Genomic DNA, 18,016 nt, shown 5'->3' with positions numbered 1-18,016 from the left:
CAACTCCTGGGTGAACCCCCGTCCATGATGGCAGGGGCTGGTTGACGAGGCCTACGCCGTCCGGGCCACAGGTCGTGCGATTTCGATATCGGCGACGGCTAGATGGCGGGCCGCCCGGTGGAGGGCGACTTCGCTGACGTGACCGGCGTGGTCGGTGACGACTTCGGTCGTGATGACGCCGGCCGGTGTGCCGATGCGCAGGAGCCGGGGTCGTGGGTGCGCACCGTGCACCGAAGGCAGGGCTTTGGCCACGACTGATCCCGGCAGGGCAGAGGCGAGGGAGACAGCAACCGCCGAGGTGAGGCCGATCGCGGGGTGGGGGGCGAGCATCGAGAGCATGCGCACCCGGAGGTCGTGGCTGTTAGCCGCGATCCTCGTTCCGTCGGCCGCGATGTAGTCGCCGGGAGGTGCCACGACACCGACCTTCGGTACCGCGTTCTGCGGCGGATCCTCGGGCTTGCGCAGTCCCATCGCCAGACCCGCGGCGGCGCGGGCCGCTAGGAGCTGGGGAAGGTGCTCGGAGAGGTTGCCGGTCATCGACGACAAGTCGATGCCCACCTCGTCCGCCGGCATGAGGGCTGAAGGTGCCCCGGCATCGACCAGCGTCGCGGTGAGCGTGGTTTCACTGACCGCTATCTCGTCGGCCACGCTCCCTGTCGGCAGGACCGCGCCCGTCGTCTGGCCCCACGGCGCGTGGAACGACAGGCTCACCGGCACGCCGAGCGCGCTGCTGCCCGGAACTTTCGCGGAGCCCGACGTCGGAATGCGGCCTCCGGGCGTCGCGATCGTCCCGCTCAGCACCGCCCCCGTGTTGAGGTTTTGCATACCCACCCGCGTCGTGCCCTCACTCGGGGCAACGATGCCTGTCCGCACGGCATACAGGGCGATCGCCGTGGCGCAGTTCCCGCAGTTGGACCCGAGTTCCACGGTCGCGTCCCCGATCCCGACCTGGGCGAAGAGGTAGTCCAGGTCCGCAGGGCCCTCCGGAGTCGCCTTGATGATCGCGGCCTTCGAGGTCGTCGACGTCGCGCCGCCGACGCCGTCGAGCTGGCGGGCATCTGCCGCCCCGAATGCCTCGGCCAGCAAACTGAGGACCTCCTCACGGCCGGTGGCGTGCTGGGCCACGTCCTCGGCGTCGAAGAGCCAGCATTTGCTCGTGCCGCCCCGATACCAGTGACCGCGGAGTTGCACGGTCTTCTCCTTCACGCTTTGTGGTGCCGCGCCGCGCAGCGCCTGCTCCTTCTACGATCCGAGCCACAGAGGGTTCAGCACAATCACAGGAAAATTGACCATTATCTAGTTTTGCTAAAGTCATGGACTGTGGCTGACCTTGATCTGCACCGGCTCCACCTGCTCCGCGAGGTGGGCCATTTCGGCTCCCTGACATCCGCCGCGACAGCGCTCTCTTTTACGACCTCGGCCGTCTCACAGCAGATCGCCAAGCTCGAACACGAAGTGGGGGTCGCGTTGATCGAGCGGCATCCCAGAGGCGTGGTGCTAACCGACGCGGGCCAGGCACTCCTGCGGTACGCGGACGACATCGACCGGACGATCGAGGCCGCGCGGGCGGAGATGGCCGAGTTCGCGGGTCTCCGGCGGGGCCAGCTGCGGATGGGGACCTTTCCGACGGTGGGCGCTTCGCTGATGCCCGACGTCGTGCTCGCCTTCCGTGCACGCCACCCGGAGGTCGCCGTCACCGTGGTCAGCGCCCGCCGAGCCGGCCTCCTCGAACGGCTTAGGCGGCGGGACATCGAGCTCACGCTTCTGTGGGACTACCCGTGGGAGCACGTCGAGGACGAGGATCTGACCCTGATCCCGCTCATGAACGACCCCACCGTGCTCCTCGTGCCCCGCGAGCACCCTCTCGCCGCCCGTCGTTCCGTGCGGATAGAGGCGCTGCGGGACCAGGAGTGGATCGTGCGCGACGAACACCCCGTAGCCGACGTCCTCCGCGGCATCTGCAGCGACGTGGGTTTCGAACCACGAATCGCCTTCGCCGCCAACGACTATCAGGAGACCCAAGGCATGGTCGCCGCGGGCATCGGCATCGCCCTCGCCCCCCGGCTCGCGCTCAGCGCGCTCCGCCCCGACGTCGTCGCGGTCCCGCTAGCCGGGTCCCCGACCCGCAGGATCCTCCTCGCCCACCTCGCCAACCGCAGGCTCAGCCCCGCAGGGCAGCAGGCCGCATCTGTGTTCCGGTCAACCGCGGAGCGGGCGCAGACCGGCAGCCGCGCGTAAAGCGCCAACCCCTGGCTAGTGTCCTGCGCCGGAATGCGTTGACAATATGATCGCAGTGACTCCAAGATCTCGTCAGCGTTCTTGGTCCAGATGAACGGCCGGGGATCGTTGTTCCACTCGTCGGCCCAGTTGCGGATATCGGCCTCGAGTGCCTGGACGCTGGTGTGTACGCCGCGTTGTACCGGTTCCAGAAAAACCTCGTCCAAGTTCGGGAATCGGCGCGCAACGCCGAGTCGATGCGCTCCACCGCGCGTTCCAGCTCGGTGGAGTCCAGCGAGGCGGCGAAAGTCCAGGCGGGCACAGAACACACCCGGTCGGTGCCGGTGTTCCCGACAGCACGTCCACCCCACGAAGTCGACCGCCCGCCGGGGCTGGCCGAGCAGGGGCCACTCCGCGCAGGAGCGCTCGAAGGCGTTCAGCACGTCCAGCAACCGGTCCTCGGCCAAGGCCAGCCACGCGGTCGCGCGGCTGCGGGTTAGCGGTGCCAGCTCGAAGTTCGCCGCGGTGACCACGCCGTATTCGCCGCCGGTGCCGACGAAGAGCTGGCTGACGTCCTGCGAGGTCGCCTCGCCGTCGGCGCTCGCGCTGCTCGCCGGCCGGCGCCGCGGACTGCTCCGCCGGGTGCCGTCGCGGCACCGCCACGCCATGCTGGTTGAGGTCGGGGTGCCGGACAGTTCGGCGGAGGAGCGTCTGCTCGCGGTGCTCGCCGAATTGGACGAGCGTGGCTGGCTGATCGGCGCGCAGGTGAAAAGCCCGGTCGGCATGTGGGAGGTCCGCCACACTTCCCGGAGATCGCCGAGCGGATGAGCCGGTGTGGAGCTTCGACGTGTCGACACCGCGCGCTGAGATCGCCGCGTTCCGCCTGCGACGTGCTCGCGCGCCTGACCGACCGGTACCCGGAGATCGCCGCCGATCGAGCACGGCATCGGGCTGAAGAACGCCGATATGTACCGCCGCTAGGTTCTGGAGGACGTGCGGGAGCTGTCGTCGGCGTTGAAGCGGCGGTTCGACACCCGGACGGCATCCTCGGTTGGTCGCTGGCCTCACCGGGCCGGGTGAGCAGGTGGAACGGGGGTCGAGCCCGGCGCCCGGGTGGCTTGAGTCGCGCCACATTTCCAGGGGCGACGGCCGGGCGATGGCCGGGCATGGCACCCTTGGTATGGCTGTTCCTGCATTTCGCGACGGGTACGGCTGCGCATGTACGCCCCGGTAGCGCCGGATAGCCGGGCCATGACCAGGAGTGGCTGAGTGGAAAGTTTCTTCTCCTTCATCCTCTACCCGGTGTCGGCGATCTTGTGGTTCTGGCACAAGGTCTTCGGCACCGTGCTAGGGCCTGACAACGGCTTCGCCTGGGCGCTCTCGGTGTTCTTTTTGGTGTTCTCGCTGCGCGTGGTGCTGCTGAAGCCGGCGATCAGCCAGCTGCGCGCGGGGCGCAAGATGGCGAAGTTCGCGCCGCAGATCCAAAAGCTGCGCGAGAAGTACAAGGGCGATCGCCAGCGCATGGCGCAGGAGATGCAGAAGCTGCAGTCCGAGCACGGGGTGAACCCGCTCGGCGGCTGCCTGCCAGCGCTGCTGCAGATCCCGGTGTTCCTGAGCCTGTTCCACGTCCTGCGGAACTTCACGCCGACCGCGCAGAGCAACTTCGTCTTCGACCGGGCGGGCGTCGAGTCGTTCGTCAACGCCAACATCTTCGGCGCCAAGCTGTCGAACTGGATTACCCAGCCCGCGGACCAGCTCGCGCTGTTCGGCACCGACCGGACGTCCATGATGATCGTCGGCATTCCGCTGATGCTCATCGCCTCGGTGGCCACCTTCTTCACCATGCGGCTCTCGGCCAAGAAGCAGACCGACGCCGCGATGGCCAACCCGCAGTCGGCCATGATGGCCAAGTTCATGATGTACATCGCGCCGGTCGGCGCGATCATCTCCGGCTGGTTCCTGCCGATCGCGGTGCTGCTGTACTGGCTGGCAAACAACGCCTGGACGCTGGGGCAGCAGCACTTCCTGACCAAGAAGATCGACCACGAGCAGGAGCGGGAGAAGGAAAAGGAGATCGAGGCCAAGAAGTCCGCGCCGCGGCCGAAGCCGGGCCAGAAGCCGGTGCGCTCCTCTGAGGCCAAGGCCGCTGACGCGGAGTCGGAGTCCGAACCGGCCGCCGCGACGACGGGTGGGCAGCAGGCGACCAAGAGCAGCAGCAACGGCCAGCGGCCGGGAGGCCGGCCGGGCGGTAAGAAGAGCCAGCCGAAGAACCGGCCGGGCAAGCAGGCAGCGGCGTCGAAGAAGGGCAAGAAGCGCCGTTGAGTCTGCAATTTCAACGGAACGCGAGTTCCGAGATTCGGAAGAAGTAGCGGAAGGTCGGTGGGAGGAAAGCCCCACCGGCCCTTCCGCGATTCGGGTGTGGTTTACGCCGGGGTGGCAAGGACGATGCGGTTCTCGTCGTAGCCGAGGTCGCCGCCGACGTAACGACCACCGCAGGTCACCAGCACCAGCCGGTGCGCACCGCCCTGGCCTGCTGCCCGTTGACGAGGTAGGAGTCCAGCCAGTCGCGGGCCCGCTCCCGCCCGCCGTAAGGCTGACCGGGCCGCGTCTCGTGTCCGATCGCCTCCTGCGGGTCGGCGTTCGCTGCGGCGGGGGTGGCGAGCAACGTGCCCCCGGCGAGCACGGCGGAGCCCAGCGCACCGCCGTGAGCCATTTCCTGAACTGCGCATGCAGCTCCAGTTCCGGTGGTGGAGGTGAGAGGCACCGCGCAAGGGGGCATTGGGTGGACCATCCCGGTTACACAACGCCGAAGATTGTGCACGCATCGTTCGCTTCGATCACCTGTTGAGCCCTGCCGCGGGCGGCGGTGCCGCCGGGCGCTCGCGCGGTGCAGCGCCGGTGATCGATTGGCAACGACTGGTGACCGTTGCTGTTCGCGAAATCGATATCTAGTAGTGCCCCACCGCGGTGGGGATCGGCGAGATCAAACGGTAAAGTCGGCTTTACCGAAACGGGAACCGGTCAACGCCCCCGATCGTTGTTCCGAGTGACGGCGCAAGCACGCCCCAGGAGGATGAGTTGCGCACAACGAGCAACCCAGCGTTCCGTAACCTGCCGACAACCGGCGGTTACGCGAACTTCAACTACGGCCAGGGGCAGACCGCGCCCTTCGGCCAGGCGCCGGCTGCGCCGCTGCAGACCGCGCGACCGATGACGATCGACGACGTGGTCACCAAGACCGCGATCACCCTCGGTCTGGCGGTGATCACCGGCACGCTGACCTACCTGGTCGGACCGCCGGCCGTCGCGCTGGCGCTGCCGGCCGCGATCGTCGGCCTGGTGATCTCGCTGGTGATCATCTTCAGGAAGAAGGTCAGCCCGGCGCTGGTCATCGCCTACTCGGCCGTGGAGGGCGTGTTCCTCGGCGGGATCAGCTACGTGTTCGGCGCGCTGTTCTCCCCGGGGATCATCATCCAGGCCATCGCGGGCACCATTGGTGTCTTCGCGGCCATGCTGGTGGTCTACAAGACGGGTGCAATCCGCGTCACCCCGAAGCTGACCAAGTGGATCATCGGCGCGGTGGCCGGTGTCGCGGTGCTAATGCTGGTCAATCTGATCGCCAGCTTCTTCACTCCCGGCGGCCTGGGGCTGCGCGACGGCAGCGGGCTCGCCATCGCGTTCAGCCTGCTGTGCATCGGGATCGCGGCGTTCAGCTTCCTGCTGGACTTCGACGCGGCGGACAAGGCGATCAAGGGCGGCGTGGAGGCCAAGTTCGCCTGGTACATCGCCTTCGGCCTGATGACCACCCTGGTGTGGCTCTACCTGGAGATCCTCCGCCTGCTCTCCTACTTCCAGAGCAGCGACTGACGGGAAAATTTTTCCAGACTCGCTTTGCGTAGCGGTGCGGGTGGCGCAACCTCAGACGCTGTCTGGCTACGGGATCCCCGATTTGCCTATGGCCAACAACGCGGCTTCGGGGCTGTCCTCGCCAGACGGCCGTCTGAGAACCCGTGGCGGTGCCGGTGGAGGGTGGGCTTAAGCGGCTTCGCCGCTTGCGACGCCCCAGGCAGTGCGAGCATTCACCGGCGCGGCGGCGGTTTCAGCAGTTGATTGCAGGGGCTGCCAGCGGCCATCGAAACGGGCCCAACTGTCCATGTTGGACGGCGGGGCCCGTTTCTTGTCGTTTTATGGGGTCTATTCGGAGTGGAGGGCACTTTGACCGAGTGGTGAGTTGGTCAAAGGTGCTCTTCGCCCGGCACCTCATCGTTTGAATCAGCTGAGGCGTTCCAGGACCATTGCCATGCCTTGGCCTCCGCCGACGCACATTGTTTCCAGGCCGAACTGCTTGTCGTGCCACTGGAGCGAGTTGATCAGCGTCGTCGTGATCCGGGCGCCGGTCATGCCGAACGGGTGCCCCACGGCGATCGCGCCGCCGTTGACGTTCAGCTTCTCCAGCGGGATGCCCAGGTCCTGGTAGGACGGGATCACCTGGGCGGCGAACGCCTCGTTGATCTCCACCAGGTCGATGTCGCCGATGCCCAGCCCGGCCCGCTTCAGGGCCTGCTTGGAGGCTTCCACCGGGCCGAGGCCCATGATCTCCGGCGAAAGGCCGGAAACGCCGGTCGACATGATCCGCGCCAGAGGGGTCAGGCCGAGCTGCTTGGCCTTGGTGTCGCTCATGATCACCAGGGCGGCGGCGCCGTCGTTGAGCGGGCAGCAGTTGCCCGCGGTGATCCGGCCGTCGGGGCGAAACACCGGCCTGAGCCCGGAGACGCCCTCCTTGGTCACGCCCGCGCGAGGGCCGTCGTCGGTGTCGACGACCTTGCCGTCGGGGGTGGTGACCGGGGTGATCTCGCGGCTCCAGAAGCCGTTGGCGATCGCCTTCTCGGCCAGGTTCTGCGAGCGGACGCCGAAATCGTCCATCTCGTCGCGGCTGACGCCCTTGAGCCGGGCGAGGTTCTCGGCCGTCTGCCCCATCGGGATGTAGACGTCCGGGATCTTGTCGAAGGTCCGCGGGTCGGTCCAAGAGTCCGCGCCCTGCTCGGCGGTCTGCTGGGTGCGCGCCTGCGCGTCGGCGAACAGCGGGTTCTTCGTGTCCTCGAGCGAGTCGGAGTTGCCCTTGGCGAACCGGGACACCATTTCGACCCCGGCGCTGATGAACACGTCGCCCTCGCCGGCCTTGATCGCGTGCAGGGCCATCCGCGTGGTCTGCAGGCTCGACGAGCAATAGCGGGTGACGGTAGTGCCGGGCAGCTGGTCGTAGCCGAGCAGCACGGCGACCACGCGCGCCATGTTGTAGCCCTGCTCGCCGCCGGGCAGCCCGCAGCCCAGCATCAGGTCGTCGATGTCTGCCGGGGCCAGCTCGGGCACCTTGTCCAGCGCGGCGCGGATGATCTGCGCGGTGAGGTCGTCGGGCCGGAGATCCTTCAGCGACCCCTTGCCGGCTCGGCCGATGGGGGATCGCGCGGTGGCGACGATGACTGCTTCGGGCATGGGAACTCCTTTGTCCGCGGTCGCAGGCGGGCGGGACGCCGCGCTCGCGACCGCCTCAGGCGACGTGGCCTACCGAACGGTCACTTTAAGGCCGGTACCCACATCTTGGCGGTGATGACGGTCACCGGACAAGAGGCAAACCGACCGGTCAGTACGTCGCTTCGGGTGAGGTCAGGGGTCCGTGCGGCGGTGCAGCCGCTGGTTGAGCCGGGCCACGAGCCGGCTGGTCGGACGGCGTGCCTCGGCCGCCTTCGACCTGGTCGGAGCGGGGGGCAGCGGGCCGCCCTCCCACTCGCCGAGGGCCGCGCACATCGCCGGGAGCAGGATCGTCGCCGCCGCCTCGTAGCCCGCCGCCGACGGGTGGAACCGGTCCGGGCTGAAGAACTCGCCCGGCCGTGCGAGGAACTCCGGCGACAGCAGGTCCGCCAGCGGCACCGCGCGCCCACCGGAGGCTTCCACCACGCGCCGCTGCGCACGACCGAGCGCGAGGCTCCAGTGCCGCGCGATGGAGCGCAGCGGCTGCGGGATCGGCCGAATGGAGCCCAGGTCCGGGCAGGTGCCGACGACCACCGCGACACCCGCGTCGACCAGCCGTCGCACCGCGTCGCCGAGCAGTTCCGCGCAGGCCGACACCGGCAGCTTCGACGTGACGTCGTTGGCCCCGATGATGATCAGCACCAGCTGCGGCGGACGGATCAGCGCGGCGTCCACCTGCGCCGCCAGCTCCTGCGAGGTGGTGCCGACGATCGCGCGGGTGGTCAGCGTGACCGGCCTGTCGAGCTCCTCGGCGAGGCCGCGGGCCAGGCGCACCCCGGGCAGGTCGGCCGGGAAGTCGACGCCGAGCCCCGCCGCGGCGGAGTCGCCCAGCACGGCGAGCTCCAGCGCTTCGACGTCGTCGGGCAGGTCCCGGCGCGGCACAGGGCCGACGCCGCTGGGCAGGTGGATGCCGTCGGCGCGCAGGGGATCGTTGGCCGGTGGGCCGATCACCCGCCGCGCGTACCGGGACTGCCCGTTGAGCAACCCGTACGCCGCGCCGGAAAGTCCGCCTGCGGTGCCCGCCGCCAGCAATGCGAGCCGGAATGCCTTCGCCGCGATCATTCGGCCCTCCCTCACCAGTACTGCGGCCGGGTTGCGGACGCACCAACGGGGGATGGGAAATATTCACCCACATCGCCCCGAAACCGCGCGGCGAACACACCCCGTCATTAGGCAAGACGCGGCGCGGACCGAAATCGTTCCCTGTTCGTGTGTCGCTTTCCAGGTCCCTTCGGTTAGCCGGTGACCGGCCGATTAGGCTCGGCGTCACACACCGGCGAGCAGCAGTTACGAAGGATCGAGGACCGGACGTGGACTACGTCGAGCACGTCACCGAACTGGTGGGCAATACACCGCTGGTGCGGCTTAACGCGGTGGCCACCGGGCAAACCCCGGTGCTTGCCAAGGTCGAGTACCTGAACCCCGGCGGCAGCGTGAAGGACCGCATCGCGCTGCGCATGATCGAGGCCGCCGAGGCGTCCGGCGAACTACGCCCTGGCGGCACCATCGTGGAGCCGACCTCCGGCAACACCGGGGTCGGACTGGCGATGGTCGCCCAGCGCAAGGGCTACCGCTGCGTGTTCGTCTGCCCGGACAAGGTCAGCGAGGACAAGCGCAACGTCCTCAAGGCCTACGGCGCGGAGGTCGTGGTGTGCCCGACGGCCGTGCCACCGGAGCACCCGGAGTCCTACTACAACGTCTCCGACCGCTTGACCCGGGAGATCGAGGGCGCCTGGAAGCCGAACCAGTACGCGAACCCGGCAAACCCGGAATCGCACGTGCACTCCACCGGCCCGGAGATCTGGAAGCAGACCGGCGGCAAGGTGACGCACTTCGTGGCCGGCATCGGCACTGGCGGCACCATCTCCGGCACCGGCGACTACCTCAAGAAGGTCTCCGACGGCCGGGTGCAGGTCATTGGTGCCGACCCGGAGGGCTCGGTCTACTCCGGCGGCAACGGGCGGCCCTACCTGGTGGAAGGCGTCGGCGAGGACTTCTGGCCGACCACCTACGACCGGGACATCTGCGACGAGATCGTGGCGGTTTCCGACGCCGACTCCTTCGAAATGACCCGCCGCTTGGCCCGCGAGGAGGCGCTGCTGGTCGGCGGCTCCTGCGGGATGGCGGTTGCGGCGGCGCTGAAGATCGCCGAGAAGACCGGCCCGGACGACGTGATCGTCGTGCTGTTGCCCGACGGCGGCCGCGGCTACCTGACGAAGGTCTTCAACGACTCCTGGATGGCCTCCTACGGTTTCCTGTCCCCGGACCACGGCGGCGGGTCGGTCGGCGACGTGCTGCGCCGCAAGGACGGCACCATCCCGGACCTCGTGCACGTTCACCCGAACGAGACCGTCGCCGAGGCGGTCGCGATCCTGCGCGAGTTCGGTGTCTCGCAGATGCCGGTGGTCAGCGCGGAGCCGCCGATCATGGCCGCCGAGGTGGTCGGCGCGGTCAACGAGCGGGACCTGCTCGACGCGCTGTTCGCCGGCCGCGCGAACCTTGCGGACCGGGTCGAGCTGCACATGTCGCCGCCGCTGCCGACCATCGGCGCCGGCGAGGAGATCAGCGCCGCGATGGCCGCGCTGGCAGGGGCTGACGGGGCCATGGTGCTGATCGATGGGAAGCCCGCGGGCGTGGTGACCCGACAGGATGTGCTCGGGTTCATCGCTGGCCGATGACGACTTGTTGCGGAACGGCACTACGCTGCTGGTCGATCAGCTAGCGTGTGTGATCGCATGCCCAGGATTTTTGCTTTAAGCCTCGAGGAGTAGGACACCCGATGAGCTCTCCGCAGCCGCCGGACGGCGGTCAGCAGGGTTCGGACCCCATTTCGAACCGGATGGACCCGCAGGACCCCAACCAGGCCGGCAGCGACGCGACCCAGGTCGTCCGACCTGTGCAGGCGCAGGGCCAGCAGCCACCGTCCGACTCGACGCAGGTTGTGCCGCCGTCGATGCAGCCGCCGCAGCCCATGTACCAGCAGCCAGGCCTGGCCGGTCAGGGCGGCGGTGCGGAGGCGACCGCGATGGTGCCGCCGTCGATGCAGCCCCCGCAGCCCATGTACCAGCAGCCGGGCACCCAGAGCCAGCCCGGCGGTTTCCCGGCGCAGCCGCAGCAGTCGGGCCCGTCGAGCGGCGGCTTCCCGGCGCCGCAGGCGCAGGCGGGCTACGGCGCCCCGGCGCCCCAGGCCACCTACGGCCAGCCCGCGGGCCAGGACCAGGGCAGCAAGGGCCTGGCGCTGACCGTCGGCTGGATTTCGATCGCCATCGGTGCCATCGGCGCGATCTTCAACCTGATCGCCGTCATCGGCCTTGGTGCCGCGTACCAGTACCTGGAGAGCCAGGCATCTGATCTCGAGGGATACGGTGTCGACACGGCGAAGATCACGGGGTCTTTGCCGCCGTACGGTCTGGTCCTGACGCTCCAGATCGTGCTGCTGCTCTCCAGCCTCGTGCTGCTGGCTGGCGGCATCATGATCATTCTGAAGAAGAGTCTCGGCCCGATCCTCGTTGTCGCGGCTTCGGGTCTGTACATCATCGCGCAGCTGGTGACCCTCTTCACCGGCTACGGCTCCGGCCCCGCCATCTTCGGTGCCATCTTCTTCTGTCTGGTCGCAGCCGCGATCGGTGTGCTGGCGTTCCTGCCGGGCACCCGGCAGTACATCGCCGCTGGTTCCGGCGCCCCGGCCCCGGCCGCCGGAGGCTTCGGCCAGCAGGGGCAGCCTGGCCAGCCCCAGCAGTTTGGCCAGCCTGGCCAGCCCCAGCAGTTTGGCCAGCCTGGCCAGCCCCAGCAGTTCGGCCAGCCTGGCCAGCCCCAGCAGTTTGGCCAGCCTGGCCAGCCCCAGCAGTTCGGCCAGCCTGGCCAGCCCCAGCAGTTTGGCCAGCCTGGCCAGCAGCCCGGTGGCTTCCCGCCCGCCAGCGGGCAGCAGCCGCCGCAGCCGCCGCAATGGTGACGAGCTGATCTCCTGGAACGGCCCCCGACCTGCCATCCGGTCGGGGGCCGTTTCGCATCGCGGGCCCGGGTCGGCGGATCGGCCGCCGGGCCGTACGCTGCTCAACATGAGTGACGGCTTCGCCACCCGCGCCATTCACGCGGGCCAGGAGGCAGACCCGACGACCGGTTCGGTGATCGTGCCGATCCACGCCACGTCGACCTACGCCCAGGACGGGGTCGGCGGCATGCGCGGCGGCTACGAGTACTCCCGCACCGGCAATCCCACCCGCACCGCGCTGGAGGAATGCCTGGCCGCGCTGGAAGGCGGCCGGCACGGGCGCGCGTTCGCCTCGGGCATGGCGGCCACCGACGCGGTGCTGCGCTCCACCCTGCGGCCCGGGGACCACCTGGTCATCCCGGACGACGCCTACGGCGGCACGTTCCGGCTGGTGGACAAGGTGCTCAGCGGCTGGGGCATCGAGTACACCCCCGCCCCGGTGTCCGATGTGGACGCCGTTCGGGCGGCGATCCGCCCGAACACCAAGGTGATCTGGGTCGAGACGCCCACCAACCCGCTGCTCAACGTCGGCGACATCGCCGCCCTTGCGCAGGTGTCCCGCGATGCGGGCACGAAGCTGGTCGTGGACAACACCTTCGCCTCGCCGTACCTGCAGCAGCCGCTGGAGCTCGGCGCGAACGTCGTGGTGCATTCGACCACCAAGTACCTGGGCGGGCATTCCGACGTGGTGGGTGGCGCGGTGGTCACCTCCGACGACGAGCTCGCCGAGCAGGTCGCGTTCCTGCAGAACGGGGCGGGCGCGGTGCCTGGGCCGTTCGACGCGTTCCTGACGTTGCGCGGCGTTAAAACCCTCGCGGTACGGATGGAGCGGCACAGCGCCAACGCCGAGCGCATCGTCGCTGCGCTGGTCGGCCACCCGAAGGTTGCGAAGGTGCTCTACCCGGGTCTGCCGGAGCACCCCGGCCATGAGGTGGCGGCGAAGCAGATGCGCCACTTCGGCGGCATGGTCTCCTTCCTCCACGCCGACGGCGAGGCGGCGGCGCTGGAGGTCTGCTCGCGCACCCGGCTGTTCACGCTGGCCGAATCGTTGGGCGGGGTGGAGTCGCTGATCGAGCACCCGGGCCGGATGACGCACGCCAGCACCGAGGGCTCGATGCTGCAGGTCCCGTCCGACCTGGTGCGGTTGTCGGTCGGCATCGAAGATGCCGACGACCTGGTCGAGGACCTCCTCACCGCCCTCGGCTGATCCCGGCGTTCCGGGACGGAGCTTCGGGCGAATGTCGAGCACACGGGGTTTCGGCGGCTCGGGGATCAGCGTTCGAGGGACGGGTCGCTGCTGCCGAGCGGACGAGTGTCGGTCGCGTACCGGGGATTGACCGGGAGGTCGTCGGGCCTCAGGCAGCCGCCGATCAGCTCCACCACGCCGTCTTGCCAACGGTAGGAACCCGGCTCGTCACATCCGGATTGCAGCACCGCGAACACCGCGGCGCCGGACAGGGCCGCCGCCGTGACAAGGCCGGTGACCAGCGGGAACGCGCTGTTCATAGGGGTCAGCCGCGTCATGCTTCCTCCTATGTTCGACCCCGGCACCAACGTCGGACGAACGGCACGCGCGCCACCGGGCCCGGTGCTTCACGAGTGCTCGACGACCGCGCAGTGCCCCCTCCGCGACAGCTTGCCCCGCACAGCCCTCGTCGGCTGCCAAGCCTTCCTCGCGGTGCGGTCCGGGTGACCGGCCGCTCGTTCGAGGGTACCGAAAGTGCCGCAGGTGGCCCGGGTTGCGAGGTGGCACGATTGGCCCATGCCGCTGGTCGATCTCGGCCGAATCCGGGCCGCCGACGAGCAGCTCGCCGGGATCGCGCGGCGCACCCCCGTCGAGCATTCCCGGGTGCTCGGCGAGTACTGCGGCGGCGAAGTCTTCTTCAAGTGCGAGAACCTCCAGCGCACCGGTTCGTTCAAGCTCCGCGGCGCCTACGTTCGGCTGCTCGCGCTGGACGAGGTGCACCGTGGTGCCGGGGTGGTCGCCGCAAGCGCTGGGAACCACGCGCAGGGTGTGGCGCTCGCGGCGTCGCTGCTCGGCATCCACGCCACGGTGTTCATGCCGGAGCTGGTGCCGCTGCCCAAGCTAGCGGCCACCAAGTCCTACGGCGCCGACGTCAGGTTGTACGGCGCTGTGCTGGAGGAAACGCTCGCGGCGGCGCGGGAGTACGCGCGGCAGACCGGGGCGGAGTTCATCCACCCCTACGACCATCCCGACATAATCGCAGGTCAGGGTACTGTCGGACTGGAGATCCTGGCCCAGGTACCCGAAGTTCGCAGCATCGTGGTCCCCACCGGAGGCGGCGGGTTGGTCGCGGGCATCGCCGCGGCGGTCAAGGCCGAACATCCGCACACCAAGGTGCTCGCGGTGCAGGCCGAGCAGGCCGCGGCGTGGCCGGTTTCGCTGGCCGCGGGCAAGCCGGTGCGGCTGACCGAAGAAACCCAGACGATGGCCGACGGGATCGCTGTCGGCGAGCCGGGTCCGGTGCCGTTCGCGCACGTGGCGGAGCTGGTCGACGGCGTGCTGACGGTCAGCGAGGAGGCCCTGTCGCGGGCCCTGCTGCTGTGCCTGGAGCGGGCGAAGCTCGTGGTCGAACCGGCCGGGGGAGCCGCCGTCGCGGCGCTGCTGGAGCATCCCGAGCAGGTCACGTCGCCGACCGTTGCGGTGCTCTCCGGCGGCAACATCGACCCGTTGCTGCTGCTCCAGCTGATCCGGCACGGCATGAGCTCGGCAGGCCGCTACCTCTCGCTGCGGGTGCGGGTGCCGGATCGGCCAGGTTCGCTGGCGGGCCTGCTGGCGAAGCTGGGCGAGCTCTCCGCGAACGTCATCGACATCGAGCACTCCCGGATCTCCGGGGCGCTAGCGCTTGGCGAGGTAGACGTCGAGATCTCGTTGGAAACCCGCGGCCCCGAGCATCGCCAGGGCGTCGTCGACGAACTCGAAGCCGCGGGCTTCACCCTCGTGTCCGAAGGCTGATCCCAATTGAGCTTTCCAGCCGCACCATCAGGCTTCCAGCATCGCGGCTGCAAATCGGCCAGAAGAATAAGGCCCAATGGGAATCGGTGCGCCGATTCCCATTGGGAGCGTAATGTTCACAGATTTCCGCGGCGCTCCTGCTCGCGTTCGATCGCCTCGAAGAGGGCCTTGAAGTTGCCCTTGCCGAAGCCCAGCGAACCGTGCCGCTCGATCAGCTCGTAGAACACGGTCGGCCGGTCGCCGACCGGCTTGGTGAAGATCTGCAGCAGGTAGCCGTCCTCGTCGCGGTCGACCAGGATGCCGTGCTCCTTCAGCGTCTCGATCGGGACCCGCACCTCGCCGATCCGGGCCCGCAGCGCCGGGTCTTCGTAGTAGGCGTCCGGCGTGCTCAGGAACTCCACGCCGGCGGCCCGCATCGCGGTTACGGTCTTGATGATGTCGCCGGTGGCCAGCGCGATGTGCTGGCATCCCGAGCCCCGGTAGAACTCCAGGTATTCGTCGATCTGCGACTTCCGCTTTCCGACGGCCGGCTCGTTGAGCGGGAACTTGACCCGGTGGTTGCCGTTGGCCACCACCTTGCTCATCAGCGCCGAGTAGTCGGTGGCGATGTCGTCGCCGACGAACTCGGCCATGTTCACGAAGCCCATGACGCGGTTGTAGAACTCGACCCAGCGGTCCATCTGGCCGAGCTCGACGTTGCCCACGCAGTGGTCCACGGCTTGGAACAGTCGCTTGGGGGCGTCGGTCGGCTTGACGTAGCTGCCCTGCTGTGCGACGTATCCGGGCAGGTAGGGGCCGGCGTAGCGGCTGCGGTCCAGCAGTGTGTGCCTGGTCTCGCCGTAGGTCGCGATCGCCGCCGTCCGGATCGTGCCGTGCTCGTCGGAGACGTCGTGCGGTTCTTCGAGCACCGTGGCGCCCTGCGCGCGGGCGTGCTCGACGCACTTGTCGACGTCGAGCACATCGAGGGCGAGGTCGACCACGCCGTCGCCGTGCCGGCGGTGGTGGTCGGCGAGCGGGCTGTCCGGGTCCACCGCGCCCTTCAGCACGAACCGGCCCGACCCGGACTTCAGCACGAAGGCCTTGTGGTCCCGGTTGCCGTGCTCGGGACCGGAATACGCGATCAGCTCCATGCCGAACGCGACCTGGTAGAACAGCGCGCTCTGGGTGGCGTTGCCGACGACGAACACCACTGCGTCGAGCGCTTTGACAGGGAACGGGTCCTTCGAGTCGTCGTGTTCGACGAGGCCGACGAGGCGCTGCATCTGGCCGAACGTGACGTCGTCGAGCTCCGCGGTCTGGCTGCCGTGGTTGACGGTGCCGGTCACGATGTCCTCCCGTGTTTTCGCCGAAGCGCTGACGGGGTTAGCGTGCGCTGGACAGGTCATCCTGAGCAATAGTCGTTGATTTCGCTGCACAAACTGGTCAGCATTTGATCCAAATGGCTGGCTGTATTGGTCAATCTGAACAAGGGATGTGACATGCCCAATGCCGAGGGGCTCGATGCGTTGGACGCCCGGTTGCTGCTGTTGCTCTCCGACGAGCCCCGGCTCGGGGTGCTGGAGTGCTCGCGCCGGCTCGGCGTCGCGCGTGGCACCGTGCAGGCGCGGATGGATCGGTTGGTGCAGCGCGGCGTCCTGCTGGGCTTCCCGCCGGAGCTGGACCTGGCGGCGATGGGTTACGGCCTGACCGCCTTCGCGGTGCTGGAGATCGCACAGGGTTACCGGCGCCTGGTGTCGGAGCAGCTGGCGGCGATCGACGAGGTGTGCGAGGTGCACGCGACGACCGGGCAGGGGGACCTGTTCGTGCGGATGGTCGCCCGCTCCAACGCCGACCTGCAACGGGTCATCGACGAGATCGTCGGGGTGTCCGGGGTTCGGCGCACCTCGACGTCGATCGCCCTGTCCACGCCGGTGGCTCCGAGGGTGCGCCCGCTGCTGGAACGCCTAGCGGCCGATGACGCACGCCGGGAGTCCTGATCTGGCGCAAAACACAGCGGGCGTCCCCCTTTACCGGGGACGCCCGCGGGAAAAATCAGATCGGCTCAGCCGGAGAAGGGCTCGGCCTTGACCAGGGTTACCGTCATCGTGCCGCCGTTGGGCAGCTCGTACTCCCGGCTCTCGCCTTCCTTGGCGTCCAGCAGCGCCTTGCCCAGCGGGGAGCTCGGCGAGTAGACCTCCAGCTCGCCGTGCGCGCCTTCCTCGCGGGTGGCCAGCAGGAACTTCTCGGTCTCGTCCTCGCCGTCGTAGCGGACGGTCAGCACCGAGCCCGGGCGGGCGACGCCCGACTCCGTGGGCACGTCGCCGACCTTGGCGGTGCGCAGCAGCTCCTGCAGCTGACGGATGCGGGCCTCGATCTGGCCCTGTTCCTCGCGTGCGGCGTGGTAGCCGCCGTTCTCCCGCAGGTCGCCTTCCTCGCGGGCCTCGTTGATCTTCGCGGCGATCGCCGGGCGGTTGGCCACGAGCTCGTCCAGCTCTCCCTTGAGCCGGTCGTAAGCATCCTGGGTCAGCCAGGTCACCTGGGTCTCGCTCACGGTCACCACTCCTCGTCGACTGCGGCCCGCGTTTCCCCACGGGCGAATTGCATTTCCGCGCTTTATTTCTCGGCGATAGCCAAGTAACGGAAAAACACGGCCCGCGCGGGACCGTGCTGAAGTCGACAATAGCACGAGGCACCACGACCCGGGGCGGGATTTTCCCAGCACCCGGCGCGGTACGCCGGTGTTCACCCAGTTGGCCGTAGGCGGGTGGACAAATATTCAGGAACGTTGTAAGTGCAGCCGTACACCTCCCCGATGGTCGCTCGGGCGGAGGTCCGCAAGATAGTCTCCTGCCTGGTGATGTCGTCCGCAGGTTGGATCAGGACCTCTTTGCGACCGACTTCCTCACCGGACTCGGCGCGGGCGCGCACCACGCAGTCGGCGGGCCGCTGCGGTTCGTCGCGCCGGACCTCCAGGACGATCTGCACCGAGTGGTCGTCGAGGATCTCGAACGCGACCTGCTTGCCCTCGATCGGCGCGCTGCCGAGGTTGCGGTAGCCCACGATCGCCACGCTCACCAGGGCGACCAGCACGACCGCTGTCAGCGCCCAGCGGAGACCCGGGCGCGTCCGCGTGCGGGCACGCGAACCATACCGGTTCTGCGGGATCTGCTGGTTCGTCACCGAGCTGGGAGGCCTTTCGACTGCGGGCTTCGCCACCGCCCGCGGACGGGTCATGCGGGGGCTGGCGCCAGGAACGTCGGACCCACCGGGAACAATGGGACCCGACATCCACGTTAAGTATCCCTGGGGTGTCCCGCGGCCTG

18 protein-coding genes and 1 pseudogene are annotated in these 18,016 nt (G+C 68.7%); 10 read left to right on the top strand and 9 right to left on the bottom strand.

Annotated elements, in window-relative coordinates:
• Positions 1–51 precede the first annotated feature (51 nt).
• On the bottom strand, positions 52–1,191 hold the full coding sequence (locus ACWDKQ_RS02825; protein WP_450137056.1) for a PrpF domain-containing protein: 1,140 nt from the start codon (positions 1,189–1,191) through the stop codon (positions 52–54).
• A gap of 129 nt (positions 1,192–1,320) precedes the next feature.
• Here ACWDKQ_RS02825 and ACWDKQ_RS02820 point away from each other — a divergent pair, with 129 nt between their 5' ends.
• The 4 genes from ACWDKQ_RS02820 to yidC all read left to right on the top strand — a co-directional run bounded on the left by ACWDKQ_RS02820 (position 1,321) and on the right by yidC (position 4,539).
• Positions 1,321–2,238, top strand: a complete 918-nt coding sequence (locus ACWDKQ_RS02820; RefSeq protein ID WP_450137055.1) for a LysR family transcriptional regulator — start codon at positions 1,321–1,323, stop codon at positions 2,236–2,238.
• 164 nt (positions 2,239–2,402) lie between these two features.
• A complete protein-coding gene (locus tag ACWDKQ_RS02815; RefSeq protein WP_450137054.1) occupies positions 2,403–2,717 on the top strand; it encodes a hypothetical protein in 315 nt (104 codons plus the stop codon).
• Between the two features lie 25 nt (positions 2,718–2,742).
• Positions 2,743–3,045, top strand: coding sequence for a hypothetical protein (locus ACWDKQ_RS02810; RefSeq protein WP_450137053.1), 303 nt, complete (start codon positions 2,743–2,745; stop codon positions 3,043–3,045).
• A gap of 441 nt (positions 3,046–3,486) precedes the next feature.
• Positions 3,487–4,539, top strand: a complete 1,053-nt coding sequence (gene yidC, locus ACWDKQ_RS02805) for a membrane protein insertase YidC (protein WP_450137052.1) — start codon at positions 3,487–3,489, stop codon at positions 4,537–4,539.
• A gap of 101 nt (positions 4,540–4,640) precedes the next feature.
• Here the strand turns inward: yidC and ACWDKQ_RS02800 are convergent.
• Together ACWDKQ_RS02800 and ACWDKQ_RS02795 are read right to left on the bottom strand one after the other, a co-directional pair.
• Positions 4,641–4,748: pseudogene (locus tag ACWDKQ_RS02800) on the bottom strand (class F sortase); the annotation flags it as partial.
• On the bottom strand, positions 4,715–4,930 hold the full coding sequence (locus ACWDKQ_RS02795; RefSeq protein WP_450137137.1) for a hypothetical protein: 216 nt from the start codon (positions 4,928–4,930) through the stop codon (positions 4,715–4,717). The pseudogene ACWDKQ_RS02800 and the gene ACWDKQ_RS02795, both read right to left, overlap by 34 nt.
• A gap of 365 nt (positions 4,931–5,295) precedes the next feature.
• Here ACWDKQ_RS02795 and ACWDKQ_RS02790 point away from each other — a divergent pair, with 365 nt between their 5' ends.
• A complete protein-coding gene (locus ACWDKQ_RS02790) occupies positions 5,296–6,084 on the top strand; it encodes a Bax inhibitor-1/YccA family protein (protein WP_450137051.1) in 789 nt (262 codons plus the stop codon).
• 405 nt (positions 6,085–6,489) lie between these two features.
• Here ACWDKQ_RS02790 and ACWDKQ_RS02785 read toward each other — a convergent pair whose 3' ends face one another.
• Positions 6,490–7,710, bottom strand: a complete 1,221-nt coding sequence (locus tag ACWDKQ_RS02785; RefSeq protein ID WP_450137050.1) for an acetyl-CoA C-acetyltransferase — start codon at positions 7,708–7,710, stop codon at positions 6,490–6,492.
• Positions 7,711–7,881: 171 nt separating this feature from the next.
• Positions 7,882–8,808 carry an SGNH/GDSL hydrolase family protein gene (locus ACWDKQ_RS02780; RefSeq protein WP_450137049.1) on the bottom strand — a complete coding sequence of 309 codons (927 nt, stop codon included), beginning with the start codon at positions 8,806–8,808 and terminating at the stop codon, positions 7,882–7,884.
• A gap of 248 nt (positions 8,809–9,056) precedes the next feature.
• On the opposite strand from ACWDKQ_RS02780, the gene ACWDKQ_RS02775 reads away from it, so the two are divergent.
• From ACWDKQ_RS02775 to ACWDKQ_RS02765, 3 genes are all read left to right on the top strand, one after another.
• Positions 9,057–10,424, top strand: a complete 1,368-nt coding sequence (locus tag ACWDKQ_RS02775) for a cystathionine beta-synthase (protein WP_450137048.1) — start codon at positions 9,057–9,059, stop codon at positions 10,422–10,424.
• Positions 10,425–10,585: 161 nt separating this feature from the next.
• The gene (locus ACWDKQ_RS02770) at positions 10,586–11,698 is read left to right on the top strand and encodes a hypothetical protein (RefSeq protein ID WP_450137047.1); all 1,113 of its coding nucleotides are present in this window, start codon (positions 10,586–10,588) and stop codon (positions 11,696–11,698) included.
• Positions 11,699–11,804: 106 nt separating this feature from the next.
• A complete protein-coding gene (locus ACWDKQ_RS02765) occupies positions 11,805–12,944 on the top strand; it encodes a cystathionine gamma-synthase (protein ID WP_450137046.1) in 1,140 nt (379 codons plus the stop codon).
• A gap of 65 nt (positions 12,945–13,009) precedes the next feature.
• Here ACWDKQ_RS02765 and ACWDKQ_RS02760 read toward each other — a convergent pair whose 3' ends face one another.
• The gene (locus ACWDKQ_RS02760; RefSeq protein ID WP_450137045.1) at positions 13,010–13,261 is read right to left on the bottom strand and encodes a hypothetical protein; all 252 of its coding nucleotides are present in this window, start codon (positions 13,259–13,261) and stop codon (positions 13,010–13,012) included.
• A 238-nt stretch (positions 13,262–13,499) separates the two neighbouring features.
• On the opposite strand from ACWDKQ_RS02760, the gene ilvA reads away from it, so the two are divergent.
• The gene (ilvA, locus tag ACWDKQ_RS02755) at positions 13,500–14,714 is read left to right on the top strand and encodes a threonine ammonia-lyase (RefSeq protein ID WP_450137044.1); all 1,215 of its coding nucleotides are present in this window, start codon (positions 13,500–13,502) and stop codon (positions 14,712–14,714) included.
• Between the two features lie 116 nt (positions 14,715–14,830).
• Here ilvA and hppD read toward each other — a convergent pair whose 3' ends face one another.
• Entirely contained in the window at positions 14,831–15,976 is a 1,146-nt protein-coding gene (hppD, locus tag ACWDKQ_RS02750) for a 4-hydroxyphenylpyruvate dioxygenase (protein WP_450137131.1), read from the bottom strand.
• 216 nt (positions 15,977–16,192) lie between these two features.
• Between hppD and ACWDKQ_RS02745 the strand changes: the two genes are divergently transcribed.
• Entirely contained in the window at positions 16,193–16,690 is a 498-nt protein-coding gene (locus tag ACWDKQ_RS02745) for an Lrp/AsnC family transcriptional regulator (protein WP_450137043.1), read from the top strand.
• A gap of 65 nt (positions 16,691–16,755) precedes the next feature.
• Here ACWDKQ_RS02745 and greA read toward each other — a convergent pair whose 3' ends face one another.
• Both greA and ACWDKQ_RS02735 read right to left on the bottom strand, forming a co-directional pair.
• Positions 16,756–17,244, bottom strand: a complete 489-nt coding sequence (gene greA / locus ACWDKQ_RS02740; RefSeq protein WP_450137042.1) for a transcription elongation factor GreA — start codon at positions 17,242–17,244, stop codon at positions 16,756–16,758.
• Between the two features lie 191 nt (positions 17,245–17,435).
• Positions 17,436–17,873, bottom strand: coding sequence for a DUF4307 domain-containing protein (locus ACWDKQ_RS02735; RefSeq protein WP_450137041.1), 438 nt, complete (start codon positions 17,871–17,873; stop codon positions 17,436–17,438).
• Between the last annotated feature and the right edge of the window lie 143 nt (positions 17,874–18,016).

It is taken from the genome of Saccharopolyspora sp. NPDC000995 (assembly GCF_053599315.1).
This window is presented reverse-complemented; position numbering and strand designations above follow the sequence as displayed.

What these genes read in the sequence shown, in the direction of transcription:
- ACWDKQ_RS02795 (WP_450137137.1), bottom strand. Translation starts at nt 4,930, where the DNA reads ATGGCTCACGGCGGTGCGCTGGGCTCCGCCGTGCTCGCCGGGGGCACG.
- ACWDKQ_RS02785 (WP_450137050.1), bottom strand. Translation starts at nt 7,710, where the DNA reads ATGCCCGAAGCAGTCATCGTCGCCACCGCGCGATCCCCCATCGGCCGA.
- ACWDKQ_RS02780 (WP_450137049.1), bottom strand. Translation starts at nt 8,808, where the DNA reads ATGATCGCGGCGAAGGCATTCCGGCTCGCATTGCTGGCGGCGGGCACC.
- ACWDKQ_RS02770 (WP_450137047.1), top strand. Translation starts at nt 10,586, where the DNA reads ATGGACCCGCAGGACCCCAACCAGGCCGGCAGCGACGCGACCCAGGTC.
- ACWDKQ_RS02765 (WP_450137046.1), top strand. Translation starts at nt 11,805, where the DNA reads ATGAGTGACGGCTTCGCCACCCGCGCCATTCACGCGGGCCAGGAGGCA.
- ACWDKQ_RS02760 (WP_450137045.1), bottom strand. Translation starts at nt 13,261, where the DNA reads ATGACGCGGCTGACCCCTATGAACAGCGCGTTCCCGCTGGTCACCGGC.
- ilvA (WP_450137044.1), top strand. Translation starts at nt 13,500, where the DNA reads ATGCCGCTGGTCGATCTCGGCCGAATCCGGGCCGCCGACGAGCAGCTC.
- hppD (WP_450137131.1), bottom strand. Translation starts at nt 15,976, where the DNA reads ATGCAGCGCCTCGTCGGCCTCGTCGAACACGACGACTCGAAGGACCCG.
- ACWDKQ_RS02745 (WP_450137043.1), top strand. Translation starts at nt 16,193, where the DNA reads ATGCCCAATGCCGAGGGGCTCGATGCGTTGGACGCCCGGTTGCTGCTG.